Annotated in this window: 18 protein-coding genes; 12 read left to right on the top strand and 6 right to left on the bottom strand. The window is 60.4% G+C overall.

Annotated elements, in window-relative coordinates; genetic code table 11:
* Window positions 1-152: 152 nt before the first annotated feature.
* From E2F50_RS04980 to E2F50_RS04950, 7 genes are all read left to right on the top strand, one after another.
* Window positions 153-803 (top strand): 2-dehydro-3-deoxy-phosphogluconate aldolase, encoded by a 651-nt coding sequence (locus E2F50_RS04980; protein ID WP_133314917.1) that lies wholly within the window; start codon window positions 153-155, stop codon window positions 801-803.
* A gap of 93 nt (window positions 804-896) precedes the next feature.
* A complete protein-coding gene (locus E2F50_RS04975; RefSeq protein ID WP_133314916.1) occupies window positions 897-1,610 on the top strand; it encodes a tellurite resistance TerB family protein in 714 nt (237 codons plus the stop codon).
* 168 nt (window positions 1,611-1,778) lie between these two features.
* Window positions 1,779-2,804 carry an ABC transporter substrate-binding protein gene (locus E2F50_RS04970; protein ID WP_425375354.1) on the top strand — a complete coding sequence of 342 codons (1,026 nt, stop codon included), beginning with the start codon at window positions 1,779-1,781 and terminating at the stop codon, window positions 2,802-2,804.
* Window positions 2,805-2,842: 38 nt separating this feature from the next.
* Window positions 2,843-3,841 (top strand): FecCD family ABC transporter permease, encoded by a 999-nt coding sequence (locus E2F50_RS04965; protein WP_483475617.1) that lies wholly within the window; start codon window positions 2,843-2,845, stop codon window positions 3,839-3,841.
* The gene (locus E2F50_RS04960; RefSeq protein WP_133314913.1) at window positions 3,838-4,599 is read left to right on the top strand and encodes an ABC transporter ATP-binding protein; all 762 of its coding nucleotides are present in this window, start codon (window positions 3,838-3,840) and stop codon (window positions 4,597-4,599) included. The genes E2F50_RS04965 and E2F50_RS04960 overlap by 4 nt, the downstream gene beginning before the upstream one ends.
* Before the next feature lie 91 nt (window positions 4,600-4,690).
* The gene (locus tag E2F50_RS04955) at window positions 4,691-5,383 is read left to right on the top strand and encodes a GNAT family N-acetyltransferase (RefSeq protein ID WP_133314912.1); all 693 of its coding nucleotides are present in this window, start codon (window positions 4,691-4,693) and stop codon (window positions 5,381-5,383) included.
* Window positions 5,380-5,586, top strand: a complete 207-nt coding sequence (locus E2F50_RS04950; protein ID WP_133314911.1) for a hypothetical protein — start codon at window positions 5,380-5,382, stop codon at window positions 5,584-5,586. The genes E2F50_RS04955 and E2F50_RS04950 overlap by 4 nt, the downstream gene beginning before the upstream one ends.
* Window positions 5,587-5,599: 13 nt before the next feature.
* Here E2F50_RS04950 and E2F50_RS04945 read toward each other — a convergent pair whose 3' ends face one another.
* From E2F50_RS04945 to E2F50_RS04930, 4 genes are all read right to left on the bottom strand, one after another.
* Entirely contained in the window at window positions 5,600-5,836 is a 237-nt protein-coding gene (locus tag E2F50_RS04945; RefSeq protein WP_133314910.1) for a hypothetical protein, read from the bottom strand.
* Between the two features lie 359 nt (window positions 5,837-6,195).
* Window positions 6,196-7,269 carry a nickel/cobalt transporter gene (locus tag E2F50_RS04940; RefSeq protein WP_133314909.1) on the bottom strand — a complete coding sequence of 358 codons (1,074 nt, stop codon included), beginning with the start codon at window positions 7,267-7,269 and terminating at the stop codon, window positions 6,196-6,198.
* Window positions 7,263-7,907: a DUF1007 family protein gene (locus E2F50_RS04935; protein WP_133314908.1), complete on the bottom strand. Its 645-nt coding sequence runs from the start codon at window positions 7,905-7,907 to the stop codon at window positions 7,263-7,265. The genes E2F50_RS04940 and E2F50_RS04935 overlap by 7 nt, the downstream gene beginning before the upstream one ends.
* 83 nt (window positions 7,908-7,990) lie before the next feature.
* Window positions 7,991-8,887: a LysR family transcriptional regulator gene (locus tag E2F50_RS04930; RefSeq protein ID WP_133314907.1), complete on the bottom strand. Its 897-nt coding sequence runs from the start codon at window positions 8,885-8,887 to the stop codon at window positions 7,991-7,993.
* A gap of 526 nt (window positions 8,888-9,413) precedes the next feature.
* Between E2F50_RS04930 and odc2 the strand changes: the two genes are divergently transcribed.
* Window positions 9,414-10,547, top strand: a complete 1,134-nt coding sequence (odc2, locus tag E2F50_RS04925; protein ID WP_133314906.1) for an ornithine/lysine decarboxylase — start codon at window positions 9,414-9,416, stop codon at window positions 10,545-10,547.
* A 97-nt stretch (window positions 10,548-10,644) separates the two neighbouring features.
* Window positions 10,645-11,214, top strand: a complete 570-nt coding sequence (locus tag E2F50_RS04920; RefSeq protein WP_133314905.1) for a GNAT family N-acetyltransferase — start codon at window positions 10,645-10,647, stop codon at window positions 11,212-11,214.
* A gap of 98 nt (window positions 11,215-11,312) precedes the next feature.
* On the opposite strand, the gene E2F50_RS04915 is transcribed toward E2F50_RS04920, so the two are convergent.
* The gene (locus E2F50_RS04915) at window positions 11,313-11,969 is read right to left on the bottom strand and encodes a glutathione S-transferase family protein (protein ID WP_133314904.1); all 657 of its coding nucleotides are present in this window, start codon (window positions 11,967-11,969) and stop codon (window positions 11,313-11,315) included.
* Between the two features lie 264 nt (window positions 11,970-12,233).
* Between E2F50_RS04915 and E2F50_RS04910 the strand changes: the two genes are divergently transcribed.
* The 3 genes from E2F50_RS04910 to E2F50_RS04900 all read left to right on the top strand — a co-directional run bounded on the left by E2F50_RS04910 (window position 12,234) and on the right by E2F50_RS04900 (window position 15,275).
* Entirely contained in the window at window positions 12,234-13,484 is a 1,251-nt protein-coding gene (locus E2F50_RS04910) for a sensor domain-containing diguanylate cyclase (protein ID WP_133314903.1), read from the top strand.
* A gap of 99 nt (window positions 13,485-13,583) precedes the next feature.
* A complete protein-coding gene (locus tag E2F50_RS04905; protein WP_133314902.1) occupies window positions 13,584-14,117 on the top strand; it encodes a DUF4142 domain-containing protein in 534 nt (177 codons plus the stop codon).
* Between the two features lie 141 nt (window positions 14,118-14,258).
* Entirely contained in the window at window positions 14,259-15,275 is a 1,017-nt protein-coding gene (locus E2F50_RS04900) for a serine hydrolase domain-containing protein (protein WP_133314901.1), read from the top strand.
* A 5-nt stretch (window positions 15,276-15,280) separates the two neighbouring features.
* Here the strand turns inward: E2F50_RS04900 and E2F50_RS04895 are convergent, their stop codons facing one another.
* Window positions 15,281-15,961: a spermidine synthase gene (locus tag E2F50_RS04895; protein ID WP_133314900.1), complete on the bottom strand. Its 681-nt coding sequence runs from the start codon at window positions 15,959-15,961 to the stop codon at window positions 15,281-15,283.
* Between the last annotated feature and the right edge of the window lie 145 nt (window positions 15,962-16,106).

The raw sequence follows: 16,106 nt of genomic DNA, 5'->3' as shown, positions 1-16,106 counted from the left end.
TGATCCTTGCGCGTTAGTGCCTCAAATCCTTAGTGCAAATAGACCCTCAAGGGAACTTGTTCCATGGTCGAAGCCTGTTTTTTCTCGACATCAAGGCGCTCGGGCGCTATTCCCGGCTTCACATTTTAATCGTTTAGCGGAGACCATGCGTGATGGCCGGCCAGACCGACAACAAGACCGAAAAGCTGCTTGCCATCCTCAAGCTGCAGCCGGTCGTACCCGTGCTGATCGTCGATGATGCCAAGTCTGCCGTAGGGCTGGCGCGGGCACTGGTCGCGGGCGGACTACGGGCTATCGAGATCACCATGCGCACGCCGGCTGCTCTCGATGCAGTGCGGGCGGTTGCGGACGAAGTCGAAGGCGCCAATGTCGGCGCCGGAACGGTTCTCAACGCGCGTGACTTTGACGCCGCCGTCAAGGCAGGATCGACCTTCATCGTTTCCCCCGGCTCGACGCCCGGCGTCATCGATGCGGCCAAGGCGTCCGACATCCCGACACTGCCGGGTGCTGCGACGGCCAGCGAGGTGATGACACTTCGCGAAGCCGGGTTCGGCGTCATGAAATTCTTCCCGGCCGAGCAGGCTGGCGGTGCGGCCTATCTCAAGGCGCTCTCCTCGCCGCTCGCTGGCACGCTGTTTTGCCCGACCGGCGGCGTTTCCCTGAAAAACGCCATGGATTATTTGTCCTTGCCGAACGTCGTTTGCGTCGGCGGGTCCTGGGTAGCTCCGAAGGAAATGGTGTCGGCCGGCGATTGGGACGGCATTACCAAGCTTGCTGCCGAGGCTGCGGCTTTGCGGGGCTGACATTCGCGTTATCATCCGGCGGGAAAAATTGCTTTCCCGCCTTGCGTTTCCTATCTCCCGACCTGACGCTCAAAAACAATCAGGGAGACAGCCATGTTCGATGCCAAGAAACTTCTCGACCAGTTCCTGGGTTCGCAAGTGCCGGGCCTTTCGGGATCGCTGCGGGACAGGGCAGGGCAGGCGGGACAGATCGCAAAGGAGAATCCGCTGAAAACAGGCGCGATCGTTGCAGCGCTTCTCGGCACCAAGACTGGCCGCGACATTGCCGGCAATGTGGCAACGGTAGGGGGCATCGCCGCCATTGCCGGCCTCGGTTATCTCGCCTACAAGAATTATCAGTCGGGACAGTCGCCGCAGGCGGTGGCGCAGCCTAACCCTCAGGCGCAGAGCCCGGTTCTGATGCCGCCGACCGATTCACCCTTTCATCCGCAGTGGCCGGCGCTGTCAAATGATTTTGCGCTGACGCTGGTGCGCGCAATGATTGCCGCCGCCAAGGCCGACGGCCATATCGACGAGGCCGAACGCGCAAACATCATGGACAAGGTGCATGCCGTCGATCTCGGAGCAGAGGCGGAAGCCTTTATTGCCAAGGAACTGGCCAACCCGATCGAAATCGACGAACTCGTAGCGGCGGCGAGAACTGAAGAGCAGAGGGTCGAGGTCTATGCGGCATCACGGCTGACGATCGACCCGGATACCCGCACCGAGCGTGGCTATCTCGACATGCTGGCCGGGCGTCTCGGGCTTGCCGATGCGCTGATCGACCATATTGATGCGACGGTTTCCGCCGCCAAGGTGAAGGCCTGATCCAGCTTGCTTCGGGCGCTCTCCTCCATCAGGAAGGGTGCCCGACAGCTCAAGTCGCTGATCTCTCCGTGCCCGAATAGAAAGCTGATTTAAATTCTCTTGTTATCAGTTATCCTGACGGCTATATGGCGCCGAAATTTCACGCCCACGCCAATCAGGATGCTTCTCGTGACGGTAACAAAACCCCTTCTGGCCCTTTCTGGTCTGCTTGCCGCCTTGGCGCTCGCCACCGCATCCGCCTATGCCGCTCCCACGCAATTTCCGCTGACGATCGACAATTGCGGAGCCAAGGTCACTTTCGACAAGGCGCCTGAGCGGGCGATCGGGCTTGGCCAGAACAGCGCGGAAATCCTGCTGCTGCTCGGCCTTGAGGACAAGATGGCCGGCACGGCTTTCTGGCCGAGCAAGGTTTTGCCGCAGCTTGCCGACGCCAATGCCAAGGTGAAGCTACTCACCGTCGAATTTCCGACCTTCGAATCCATTCTGGCCGAAAATCCGGATTTTGTGGCGGCGGCGCTGCCGAGCCTGATGGGACCGACCAGCAAGGTCGCCAAGCGCGAAGATTTCGAGAAAGTAGGGATCCCGACCTATCTGTCCCCGAGCACCTGCCTCAGCACCGACAAGGTGAAGGACCAGTATGGCAGCCGCGACCAGTTGTGGAACATGGACCTGCTTTACAAGGAGATCGACGAGCTTTCGCAGATCTTCGATGTTGCCGATCGCGGTCAGGCGCTGATCGCCGACTTCCGGAAGCGCGAGGCGTCTCTGCGTGCCGGTGTCGCGGCCGACGGCAAGAAGCTTTCCTATGTCTTCTGGTTCTCCAGCCCTTCGCCATCCGCAGATGCCTATCTGGGCGGCAAGAACGGCGCCTCCGGCTTTATTGCCGACCTGCTCGGCGGTCGCAACGCCATCGATGCGGATGCCGAATGGCCGACGCTCGGATGGGAAGGCATCATCGCCGCCAATCCCGATGTCATCGTCGTTGCCAGCCTCGACCGCAACCGGTGGGAACTCGACAAGCCGGAAGCCAAGATCAAGTTCCTGAACACCGATCCGGCCGTTAGCCAGATGCCGGCGGTCAAAAACAAGGCCATCGTCGTCATGGACGGCCAGGCGATGAACCCGACGATCCGGACCATCTACGGCGCCGAACAGGTGGCCGCGCAGATGAAGGCGCTCGGTCTTTCCAAGTGACAAAGGCCGGCAGCAGGACGGGCCAATGGGCGGCAGCCATATTCCTGCTGCTGGTATCCTTCGGTGCCGTTGCAGTGGCCGTCGGCGTCAGTGTCGGGATCGGCGACCTGCCGATCCCGCTGAAGACGACCTTCCAGGCCGTGACGAACCGGATCGGGCTGACTTCCGTCCAGTTGAACCGCATCCATGAAACGGTGATCTGGGACTACCGCCTCAGCCGTGCTCTTGTTGCCGCCTTCTGCGGCGCCGGGCTCGCCCTGTCAGGCGCCATTATGCAGGCGCTGCTGCGCAATCCTTTAGCGGAACCCTATGTTCTCGGGATTTCCGCGGGCGCTTCGACCGGTGCGGTTGCGATCGTCATTTTGGGCCTCGGAGCCGGCACCGTATCCCTTTCGGCAGGCGCCTTTGCCGGCGCCTTCGCCGCCTTCTTCTTCGTCGCGCTGCTGTCGAATGGTACCCGGGGCGGATCCGACCGCACGATTCTTGCCGGCGTCGCGGCATCCCAGCTGTTCAATGCTTCCACCTCCTATATCGTCACCACTTCCGGCAATGCGCAGCAGGCACGCGACGTCATGTTCTGGCTGCTCGGTAGTTTCGGCGGAGTTCGCTGGCCCGAGTTTGCGCTCGTTTCCGCGGTCCTCGGCCTCGGCCTAGTGATCTGCCTCCTGTACGCGCGGGTGCTCGACGCCTTCGCCTTTGGCGACGAGGCGGCCTCGGCGCTTGGCGTCAATGTCGGCAGGGCTCGCATCATCCTGTTTGCCGTGACGGCGATGATGACTGCCACGATCGTCAGCATGGTGGGCTCGATCGGCTTTGTCGGGCTCGTCGTGCCGCATGCAGCACGCTTTCTCGTAGGCCCGCTGCATATCCGGCTGCTGCCGGCCTGTGCCATCGCCGGCGCGATTTTCATGGTTCTTGCCGACATCGCCTCGCGTGCCCTCATTCCCCAGCAGGTTCTGCCGATCGGCGTCGTGACGGCCCTGGTCGGCGTGCCCTTCTTTTCGATCATCCTTTACCGGTTCCAGCGGGCATCATGAGCATCAAGGCCGATAAGATGACCTGGAAGATCGGCGGGACCACGATCCTGCATGGGGTTTCGCTGGAAGCGCAGCCCGGTAAGATGCTGGGTCTTCTGGGCCCGAACGGGTCGGGCAAGACGTCGCTGCTGCGTCTGCTGGCAGGCCTGAAGCAGCCGCATGCCGGGCAGGTCCTGCTGGACGGCACCAATCTGAGTGCGATGGGACGGCGCCTGGTGGCTCGCCGGATCGCCTTCGTCGAACAGCATGCGGCGACCAATGCCAATCTGAAGGTGATCGACGTCGTGAAACTGGGGCGGTTTCCGCATCGCTCGATGTTTTCGAGCTGGACGCCGGCCGATGACGAAGCCGTCGAGAGCGCCCTGACGCGGGCAGGCATGGGAGAGAAGCGCAACCAGGGCTGGATGAGCCTTTCGGGAGGCGAAAAGCAGCGGACCCATATCGCCAGGGCGCTGGCGCAATCACCGTCCGAACTCATTCTCGACGAGCCGACCAACCATCTGGACATTCAACATCAGATCGGCCTGATGCGACTCGTGGCCGAACTGCCCGTGACCAGCATCATCGCCATGCACGACCTGAACCATGCAGCCATGTTCTGCGACCAACTGATTGTCCTGCAGCGGGGCCAGGTGGTCGCCTCCGGCCAGCCTGAAGACGTGCTGACGGAGCATCTGCTGCGCGAAGTGTTTGCCGTCGACGCGCGGATCGAGGCCTCGCCCTACCATTCTCGTCCGCATATCCATTACCTGCGTTGACGAACCATGCTGAGCTTTTAGTAGCAGTCCATCTCCCGTTGCCTTTGCAGCCGTGCTGGCCTAAGCCTCTGACGTCCTTCTCGAGGCTGTCATGCGCGATCTGAAAAACTACCACGTTGCTGCCCCTAGTCCGGTTACCCTGGAAGGCCGGTTTGTGACGCTCGAACCCTACACGCCCGAACTGCATCTGGCCGACCTGTGGGAGGCGCTCGGAAGTACCGGTATCAACGAGTTGATCCGATACTTCCCCAACGAGGAATATGCCTCGGCGCAGGAGTTCGGCGCATGGCTCGACAATGCGCGGGTGGCCTCGAACTTCGTCACGCTTGTTGCCCGCGACAAAGCGACGGGCAAAATTGTCGGCATGGCAAGCTATATGCGGCCTGATCCCAAGAACGGCGTGGTCGAGGTCGGCTCGGTTGCCCACGGGGCGGCCATGAAGCGGTCGCCGATGTCGACGGAGCTGCACTACCTGATGGCCAGGCATGTCTTTGAAGATCTCGGATATCGCCGCTACGAATGGAAATGTCATAACGACAACGAGCCGAGCAAGGTAACGGCCAGGCGCTACGGCTTCACATTCGAAGGCGTCTTCCGTCAGCACATGATTTCCAAGGGCGCCAATCGGGACACGGCCTGGTTCTCGATGATCGACAGCGAATGGCCCGCCGTCGGCAAGGCCTTTGAAGCCTGGCTGTCACCTGACAATTTCGACGACAAAGGTCAGCAAAAGCGGCGGCTGGAGGATATCCGCACCGAGATTTTGCAAGGTGGGAGCCGATGAGCCCGGAAAACAGATCGCCGGCCATCGCGGCCGCAATCATTCTCGCCGGTGCGGCACTGGTGATCTATTTCCTGCCGGCGATCGTGCTCTGGATCGGCAATTTCTCGCCGGCGCTTGGCTTTGCGGTCGGCGCGGCGCTGCTGCTGTCCTTCTTTCTCGTCTTCTGGCTCAGGGCTCGGTATCAGCAGCGTCATAAGCGCTGAAGAGGGCTGCCGCCTAGTAAGCAAAATAGCCCATCGTGAACCCGAAGAAGGCGCTGGAGACGATGCTGCGCATGAGGTGATCCGGTGCTTCTCGGTAATACGGAAAGACAAGCCAAGCCAAAAATAAGATGACAGTAGTCGCTAGTACCGGGATGCCGAGATCATTTGGCACGAAGATAAGGGCGAGCACTATGGCGAAGAGAGCGGGCCAGAGCCTCGACCCTGCGACGATCCTGATTGCTTTGGCCACTCATCCACTTTCGTCTTGCCTTGACGCGCAGCCTCCTCAATCGGCCTGATATGCCTTTCCGGTAAAAGGAAGCGGTCTCGACGAGGCATTGACGGCCAAGTTCAAGAATGATGCATCCCGACTGCAGGCCCATCCAGAACAGCCAAGCCCACACTGGCTGCCAATCTGCGACCAGGCTTCCGCCGGCGAGACGGCCCAGGATTAAGCTCGTTGCCATTGCGGTGGCGACTGCCATCATGCCTGCGAAACGATATCTAAGTGCAGGCTGTGGCTTTTGCTGCGGAGGGTCAACTGGTCCCATGCTTGCGCTAACTCTTGCAGATGGCGGACTTACATCTGCGCATGTAGGCCGTCGATCATCAAGCCTGCAGTACCGCGCCAAGCAGCGACAGGCCGACAAGCAGCACGAACAGTGCCCCGCCGATCTCGATTGCATGGCCGAGGCGCCGTCCCTTGCGCGATTGCGGACCAGCCATGCGAAGCGCCAGATCCTTGGCGGTCACCGCAAGGGTGGCAAGGATTGTCACGGTGATCGCAGTGCCCAGCGACATGGCCAGCACCGACAGGATGCCGCCGAGATAAAGCCCGTTCAGCAGTGCGAAACTCATCACCAGGATGGCGCCTGAACAGGGGCGAAGGCCAACAGCCAGGATCGCCGACCAGGCTTCGCGCAGGCTGAAATCCTGCTTCCCGAGGGCCGTGGGATCGGGCATGTGGCTGACGCCGCAGGTTTCGCAGTAACCGTCGTCGCCAGTGGCGTCGTGGTCGTCGATCTCGATGGCGCGGAAGTTCAAGCTGTTCGACACGCGCCCGGACGACAGGCGCATGGCAGAAGGTGTCTCGAATGCCGGCGAGGTCGTCATTGCCGGCGACGGGACCATGCGCATTCGGAGCGCGCGGATCTTCTTGACCAGCAGCCAGGCACCGAACAGGGCGACCATGGCAAAGCTGGTGATCTCCATCGCCTGTGTGGCCTCCGTCATCGTGATTCCGGATCCACGCAAAAGGACATAGGCGACGCCGACCAACAGGATCGCCACCATTCCCTGCAGCAGCGCAGAGATGAAGGAGATCGTCACGCCGCGCTTCAACTCGATCTCATTGGCGATCATGTAGGAGGAGATGACTGCCTTGCCATGGCCGGGTCCAGCAGCGTGGAAGACGCCATAGGCAAAGGAAAGACCGATCAGGCCGGATAAGGCGTAGGGATCTTCTCGCATGGCCTTAAGGGAACCGGTCAGTGCCCGATAGAAAGCCTGCTGATGAGCATTGATCCAGGCAAAGAAGGGGCCGAGCGGGCCGCCGATGGAGAAGGCGGGCTCCGCCGAGCCGACGCCGAGCGGAGACTGTGCAAGCGCCGATCCGGCGGCGAGACAGCCGATCAACATGGCGGCGAGTGCAATGCGAGGCAGGTCGCAGCGCTTGGTCAGCATGTCACTTCCATGCGGGTGGCAAACAGCTTGGTCATGTCGGTGCCGGTCGGGTCATTGAAGAAGGCATCGGTCAGCGAGGCGCTGTTTTGCGACAGCACTTCATCAGGATCCGGCCGAACCACCTTGTGCTGGCATTTGGCGAAGGCCGCGCCCTTGACGATCAGGTCGCCGTCGGTGGGGAAATCGATCGACGTGTACATCGACGGGTCATAGATGCCGAATGTGAGCCTGCCCTTCAGCGGTATAGGCTTGACCGGCTTCACCGCGAAGATGACCATCAACTGGTTATCCTGCAGTGAGACGTGGATAGCATCCGGCTTGGTAATGCCGATGACTGCGCCATCGAGCGTGATCGTCGTGAAGTAATGGTAGTCGCCGAGCGAGGTGCGCATGGTTTCGCCAAGCTCGGCAAGTTCCGCGCTGTCCAGTTTCAGATCGGTATTCTTGTCGAAATCCAGAAGCACGCTGGAGGAAAACACCTCGTCGAAGCGCCAGACATTCTGTAGTTCCTCGACATTGCCGTCCGGGCCGCCGACGATCTCAAGCCGCGCCTCGGCAAATATATGCGGATGGGCAAGTGCCGGCAGCGGCGTGCATGCGGCCGCAAGGGCAGCCATAATTGCAAATCTGTATCGCATCCGCCCGTCAGGCTCCCGGTTCGTCCCAAGCCTGCTCTGCAGCGCAATTGGGACGGAATTTCGACCCGGTCCGGCAGATCCGCTTAGGACGGCAGCTGCTTGCGAAACCAGCTGGCGAGGAAATCGACGAAGCTTCTGACCTTCGCCGGCAGGTAGCGGCGATGCGGATAGACTGCATAGATGCCGCGGTCCTTGATGATATACTCGTCAAAGAGGGTGACCAGTTCGCCCGACTGGATGGAGGCCTGGGCGATGAAGTCCGGAATGATGGCGACGCCGAGCCCGGCGCGGGCGGCGCGCAATGTGGCTTGCGGGCTGTTTACCTCGATCGGGCCGCTGACGGGTACGGACAAGGTGGAGCCGCCGTCGACGAAGCGCACATTGTTGTGCCAGCGGGAATTGGTGTCGATGATGAAGGGTGTGCGGCTGAGATCCTGCGGATGATTGAGGGGGCCGTATTTGGCGACCAGGTCCGGCGTGGCCACCGCATAGACACGGAAATCGGAAAGCTTCTTGGCGATCATGCCCGAATCTTCGAGCTTGGTGATGCGGATGGCGAGGTCGAAATTTTCCTCGATCAGATCGACGAACCGATCCTCCGCCACGATCTCCAGCGAAACATCCGGATGCGCCTTGGCGAAATCGATCATTGACTGGCCGACATCGGCGTCGATGAAGGTGCGGGGTGCGGAGATCCGCAGCTTGCCCTTGAGATCGGTATTATTCTCGCGCACCAGGTCCGCCAGGCTGTCGATCTCCTTGAGAATATCGGCAGCGGTGCGGTAATAGGTATGGCCGGCCTCCGTCATCGAGAATTGCCGAGTGGTGCGGTTCAAGAGCAGCGCGCCGAGATCATCCTCGAGTTCCCGCACATATTTCGACAGAAGCGCCTTGGAGCGGCCGGTGCGCCGTGCCGCAGCCGAAAAGCCTTCGGCTTCGACGACGTCGATGAAGGCACGCATGCGGGTGAGTGTGTCCAAGGTGATCCCCTAAATGGCGGCTGAAACCTAGTTGGCCGAAGCTATGCGGATGTGCAACGCGAATTTTCTTCCCGCCGGAAAAAACCACTTGATTATGACGGCGAATATTCTTATCTCCCGTGCAGCCCAAAGTCGCACGTGCCCGTGGGTGTCCGCCGACCCTCTATTTGGTGAGGTCATCGGTAAGGTACCTGGAACTAACCCCTCCAGTCGCTATTCCGGCCATCCGGGAAATGCGAGGACATCTGAAGCAACGACGGTGCGGGCCTTTTTGTTCTCTCCCTGCTTTCCATCAGCGGGGGTTACTGAAGAGGCACACCATCATTGCCGGAAGTGCGGTAGGGGTCCCCCTCCAATCCATGGCAGACAAAGCCGGATCCTTGTTCTTGGCGGAACGTTGATCCACTTACCGCGCGTTTGAGCGTGTCAAGGTACCAGTGTCTCCACCGACTGGTCCTGGCGCATGTTCATCCGTCCTTTGTCCTCCGGTTCACAGCCGGAGCCTAGAGATTCGAAGGGACTGACCATGACCACTGCCCGCATCCTTGACTTCATCAAGACGCAGCGTCCCGAAGGACCGTATCTTGTTGTCGATCTCGACGTCGTGCGCGACAATTATTCGGCTTTCCGTCATGCCCTGCCGGACAGCGCGATCTATTATGCGGTCAAGGCCAATCCGGAGCCGGCGATCCTGAAGCTGCTCGCTTCCATGGGTTCCAACTTCGATTGCGCTTCGGTGGCCGAAATCCAGATGGCTCTCGATGCCGGCGCTTCCGCTGATCGCATCTCCTTTGGCAATACAATCAAGAAGGAGCGTGATGTCGCCCGCGCCTTTGCGCTCGGTGTCGGTCTCTATGCCGTCGACAGCCATGAGGAAGTCGAGAAGATCTCACGCGCCGCTCCGGGCGCCAAGGTATTCTGCCGCGTCCTGACCGATGGCGAAGGCGCCGAATGGCCGCTGTCGCGCAAGTTCGGCTGCGTGCCGCAGATGGCCGTCGACGTTCTCGTCTATGCTCACCAGCTGGGCCTGGAATCCTACGGCGTGTCCTTCCATGTCGGTTCGCAGATGACCAAGGTCGATGCCTGGGATGCGGCTCTTGCCGATGCCAAGCGCGTCTTCGGCCAGTTGGCGAAGCAGGGCATCGTCCTGCAGATGGTCAATATGGGCGGCGGTTTTCCGACCAAGTATCTGCGCGACGTGCCGAAGGCCGAGGAATACGGTCAGGCGATCTTCGCTTCGCTGCGCAAGCATTTCGGCAACAACCTGCCCAAGACAATCATCGAGCCGGGTCGCGGCATGGTCGGCAATGCCGGCGTCATCAAGGCGGAAGTCGTGCTTGTCTCGAAGAAGTCGGACAATGACAACCATCGCTGGGTCTTCCTCGACATCGGCAAGTTCGGCGGTCTCGCCGAAACCATGGACGAGGCGATCCGCTACCCGATCCGCACGACGCGCGACGGCGACGAAATGGAGCCCTGCGTCCTGGCCGGTCCGACCTGCGATTCGGCTGACGTGATGTACGAGAAGAACATGTACCCGCTGCCGATCTCGCTTTCGATCGGCGACGAGGTTCTGATCGAAGGTACCGGCGCCTATACGACGACCTATTCGGCCGTCGCCTTCAACGGCTTCGATCCGCTGAAGGCCTACGTGATCTGAGACTTCCAATGCCGCCGGCCCCGTAACCAGTCGGGGCGGCAAATTCACAATTTTCCGCAGTGCCGCCTTGAACGGTTTTGGGTAACGGGAGGCCAAGATGGCCACTGTGCTTGACACTGTACGCGCATTCTTTGCGCACAGCTCCACTTTCACCATAGATGCCGAAACGCCGGCTGACGTCGTTGCGCGCGAAAACCTGCTCGATCGTGCCATGGGCGCGGATCGACGCAAGAAGTCGTCGGAGCAGATCCGCCGCAACCGCCTGCCGGCCGAAGGCCTGGCTCTGGTCGCGCGCGATGAGGATGGCCATGTCATCGGCACCGTCCGTCTCTGGAACGTCGAGGCCGGCATTACGCTTGAGGGCCAGCCGATCGACGCCTTGCTGCTCGGTCCGTTGGCGGTGGATGGCGCCCACGAGGGCAAAGGCATCGGGGGAGCCTTGATGCGCACGGCGATCACCGAAGCCAAAAACCGCGGTCATGGTGCCGTGCTGCTAGTCGGTGATGCGGCATATTATGAGCGCTTCGGCTTCTTTGCCGACAAGGTCCGGCATCTTGTTATGCCTGGGCCGTTCGAGCGTGCGCGCTTTCTCGGGCTGGAGTTGAAAACAGGCTGGCTCCAGGATGCTGCGGGCATGATCGTTCCCAGCGGACGCAAGCTCGCCTGACATCGGTATTGCCGGAAGGCATGGCCTTCGATGATCTGCCCATTACCCGCTCGCCGATAAGGCAGACGGGTATCGGTATCATTCACAATATCGGCAGGTCACTTTCCTCTCGGCTTGACGAATGCATATTCACCGCCCTTGGCAAGCGCCGCCTGATAGGCGGGGCGGGCGTGGATCTTTTCGAGCCAGGCGATTGTTGCCGGGCGGCTTCCATCGAGGCCGGCCCGGCTGCTGGCAGCTTCCAGCGGAAAGCTCATCATGATGTCGGCGGCCGTCAGCGCCTCGCCGGCAAACCAGGCGCGGCCGGACAGTTCCTGTTCGATATAATCGAGATGCACATCGATCATCGGCTGCACCTTGCTTGCCGCGAACTTGCCGATCATCGGTACACGGCTGACAACCAGCTTTGCGAACAGCGGTGGCATGACCGAGCCCTCGGCATAATGCAGGAACTGTCTGTAGCGCAGCGCGCCGATCCTGTCGTTGGGCGCGCCGAGGCGGCCGTTGGACTTGTCGACGAGATATTCGCAAATTGCGCCGGTTTCCACCAATGTGACCTCAGCGCCGCCGGACCCGCCCATGTCTTGGATCATCGGTGATTTGCCGAGCGGATGTACCTGCTTCAGTTCCGGCGGCGCCAGCATGGTGGCCGAGTTGCGCTGGTAGAGACGCAAGTCATAGGGCAGTGCAAGCTCTTCCAGCATCCACAGGATGCGTTGCGAGCGGCTGTTGTTCAGGTGGTGCACGATGATCAAGACGAGACTCCAGCGGCAGTGGGTGAGAACGGCCCGCATCCGCCGGAGTTCCGAGTGTCTTGGATTGCGCAAGAACGACAGCAGTCAAAGCCAGTGGTTCAAGCTGCAGTGTTGAGAGCTCCCCTCCGGCCTTCGCTTTCATAGGACACGCGCCTCGGCATCGCGACCAGCGGCGGCCGGCGCCTTGCCGGGCCGTTGTTCAATAAATTCTAAATTAATTAATCGACTGCATGATTGCCACCATTCTTAGGGCAAGGAGTGGAAATGCCGACGGCAAGAATATTCGGGAAGTCATCCCTTGAGGCTCAGCGGGAAACAGCCCGCCTGGCTGCGCTGGAGCGACTGGATATTCTTGACAGCCCGAAGGACGAAGGCTTCGAACGGATCGTGCGGCTGATCAAGGAGATCTTCACGGTCGACATCGGCATTGTCTCGCTCATCGATGCGCATCGTCAGTGGTACAAGGCCTGCTCTGGCTTTGCCATCGAGGAAATGCCACGCCAGGACACGTTCTGCAGGCGCGTCATCGAATGCGAAGATGCAATCATTATTCAAGACACCACCAAAGATAGCTACTTTTCCGCTCATCCGGCGGTCACAGGTCCGGATCATGTCCGCTTCTATGCCGGCATGCCGCTCAAGACGCGCGACGGGTTTACCGTCGGAACCGTGTGCGCCATCGATCGCCGGCCCCGGTCGTTCAGCAGCCGTGATGTCGTTATCCTCCAAGAGCTGGCTGGCGCCTGCATGGATCGGATAGAACTGCTGGAATCGGCGGCCACCGACAGTCTTACCGGCGCCATGACGCGCCGGGCCTTCAAGAAGGAGGCAGAACAGTTCATTTCGCTGGCTCGGCGCCATCAGCACGATCTATCCTGCATTGCCTTGGACATTGACCATTTTAAGAACGTCAATGACAGCTACGGGCATGCCGTCGGGGACCAGGTTCTGAAAGCCGTGGTCGCGGCATGCAAGGCTACTCTGCGGGCAGGAGATCTGCTCGGCCGATTAGGCGGTGAGGAATTTGCAATCATCCTCCCGCATGTGGATCGCCAGGATGCAATCGCGGTCGCGGAGAAAGTGCGGGAGCGTGTCGCGGCCCTTGAGATCCCGAGCGAGCATGGCATCATAAAAGTGACGGCCAGCTTCGGCATCACCTCGCTCTCCATTGTCGGCAAGGAGATCGAAACCCTTCTGGCGCAGGCGGATGCCGCCATGTATCAGGCCAAACATGCTGGCCGGAACCGGTGCATGTCCTGGAACACCGTTCAGGCTGATCATCCAACTGGCGCACGTCGGCGGGTGCTCAAGGCGGGGGCGATCATCTTCAACAATCGCCGCTCGACCATGGACTGCACGATCAGGACGCTCGGCAGCGACAGTGCGGGCCTGGCGGTCTCGAATGCAATCGGCATTCCTCCGGAATTTGTGCTCGCCATCAAAGGAGAAGGGTTCGAAACCAATTGTAAGGTGATCGCCCACGACAGGCAGCATCTGGAAGTGGCATTCGCCTAGTTCGTTTTTGACATTCTGATGAAATTTGTAGCATCCTGTTCCTCAAATGGAACAGAGGCATGCCTTGTTCGTTCTGGCCTCATCACAAAGGAGACCTCAATGAACAAACTAGCTTTGGCAGCTGCGATTTTTCTCGCGGCGACATCCACGTCCGTTATGGCCCAGTCGGCCGCAGAAAAGACCGGCGTGAACTCCCTGATCGGCGTTGCACCGAAGACCGAAGATTTCGTCATGGAGGCAGCGGGTAGCGACATGTTCGAAATCGAATCGAGCAAGCTTGCTGTCGAGCGTGCTGACCCGGCTACGAAGACCTTCGCGCAGCAGATGATCACCGATCACACCAAGACTTCGATGGAAATGAAGCAGATGATCGATGGTGGCAAGGTCAAGGCGACAATCCCGGCAGCGATGCCGGAAAAGTACCAGAGCATGCTCGACAAGCTCAAGGGCCTGCAGGGCGACGACTTCAACAAGCAGTATCATTCCGACCAGGAAGACGTGCATGAAGATGCCGTCGATCTGTTCAAGCGCTATGGCGCCGAAGGCGAGAATGCCGAGCTGAAGGCCTGGGCTGCAAAGACCACGCCGGCTCTCGAGCACCATCTCAAGATGGCCACGGATATGAACAAGTAACGGTCAATTCCGTTCAAGTGTGTTTTGAAATGGCCGCTGCATTCGATGCAGCGGCCATTTCCGTTTCACGACCCATCATTTTGGCGTGAGGCTTAAGCTCCCGCCCTATTTCCGGATGATCCGGGCTATATTTCCCGACAGATGATTACACGCCGCACCGCCCTGCTTTCCGTGCCATTCGCTTTAACCGCCGTCCGCTCCTTGGCGCAGGGTGTTCCGCAACCGCCGGTAACGCTGAAGACAGTGCTCGACGGTGCCGGCGAGCTTGAGCCACTGAAGGTCGTGCTTGTTACGCGCAATGGCCAGATGCTGGCCGAACGGGCTTTCAATGGCCATGCCCTGAATGGCGCAACCAATATCAAGTCGGCCTCCAAGTCGATCATTTCCGCGCTGGTTGGGATAGCCATAGACCGAAAACTGCTTGGAGGGGTGGACCAGAAGATCGCCCCAATCCTCAAAGTCCACCTGCCCGCCAATTCCGACCCGCGCATTCACGAGATCACCATCGGCAACCTGCTTTCCATGCAGGCGGGCTTGTCACGCATGTCCGGCCCGAACTACGGGCGTTGGGTATCGAGCCGGAACTGGGTTCGCTTCGCCCTGTCGGAGCCTTTCGATGCCGATCCAGGCGCTGACATGCTTTATTCTACCGCTTCGACCCATCTCCTTTCCGCAATCCTGACGCGGGTAGGAAAGAAGCCGACATTGGCTCTTGCACAGGAATGGTTGGCGCCGGTCGAGGGTTTCAGAATCACCTCCTGGGAGCGCGATCCGCAAGGCATTTACCTTGGCGGCAACCAAATGGCGATGACGCCTCGGTCGCTGCTGGCCTTCGGCGAGCTTTACCGAAATGGCGGCAAGACAGTTGCGGGAAAGCAGGTCGTCTCGGAAAGCTGGATCGAACAGTCCTGGGTGCCGCGCACCCAATCGCGGTTCTCAGGCGATGGCTACGGCTATGGATGGTTCATGCGCTCGATCGGCGGCGAGGAGGTCAAGTTCGGCTGGGGCTATGGCGGCCAGATGGTGTATATCGTGCCGTCGCTCGGGCTGACCGTCGTGATGACCTCGGCCGATAGCGGCCCTTCGGCGCGCAGCGGGTACCGGGACGACCTGCACAACCTGCTCGCCGAGATCATCAGCGTGATCCGGAGGGCTTGATCGCCTCAGGCCTGTCTCTTGCAGGCAAGCCATATCGTATGGCGGGCGCCGCCGCGCTTGCCGTTGGCCCTGACCTTGACTTCTTCGGCAGCAAAGCCGGCGGCCTGCAGCCGGCGGGTGAACTGCGCGTCAGACGCGGAAGACCAGACGGAAAGGACGCCTCCAGGGCGCAAGGCCGTGCTTGCAGCCCTTAATCCACCGAGATCGTAGATCTGGTCGTTTTCGGCGCGGGTCAGCGCCTCGGGACCGTTATCAACGTCCAGCAGGATCGCGTCGTAGCTGTTGGCTCCTGCGCGAATGACACCGCCAACATCGCCTTCCCGGATACTCACGCGCGGGTCTTCAAGGCTGCCTCTGAAGACTTCCGCCATCGGCCCGCGCGCCCAGGAAATGACGGCCGGCACAAGTTCAGCCACCACCACGCTGGCATCATCCGGCAGTTCGGCAAGCGCGGCGCGAAGCGTGAACCCCATGCCGAGGCCACCGATCAGCAGCTTCGGCTTGGGCCGACCGCGGATCTTTTCCCAGGAAAGATGGGCCAGCGCTTCCTCCGAACCGCTGAGGCGGCTGTTCATCAACTCATTGGTGCCAAGCATGATTGAGAATTCCGAGCCGCGCTGCTTCAGGCGCAGTTCGTCGCTGCCGCCGGGTACTTTCGCGGTATCGATCAGCGACCAGGGTATCATCGGAACTCTCCATTGGGGCATCAACGCCGCTCTTTCGCCTTATGACGGGTCGGTGCGCACAGCGCAATTACCGAGCGGATCGATGAAGTACAGGGAGCCGTAGAGCGGATGCGCAGGAAATGATTTTCTATCGCATTCTACGCAG

It is taken from the genome of Rhizobium deserti, assembly GCF_004358025.1.
GTDB classification, from domain to species: Bacteria; Pseudomonadota; Alphaproteobacteria; order Rhizobiales; family Rhizobiaceae; genus Neorhizobium; species Neorhizobium deserti.
This window is presented reverse-complemented; position numbering and strand designations above follow the sequence as displayed.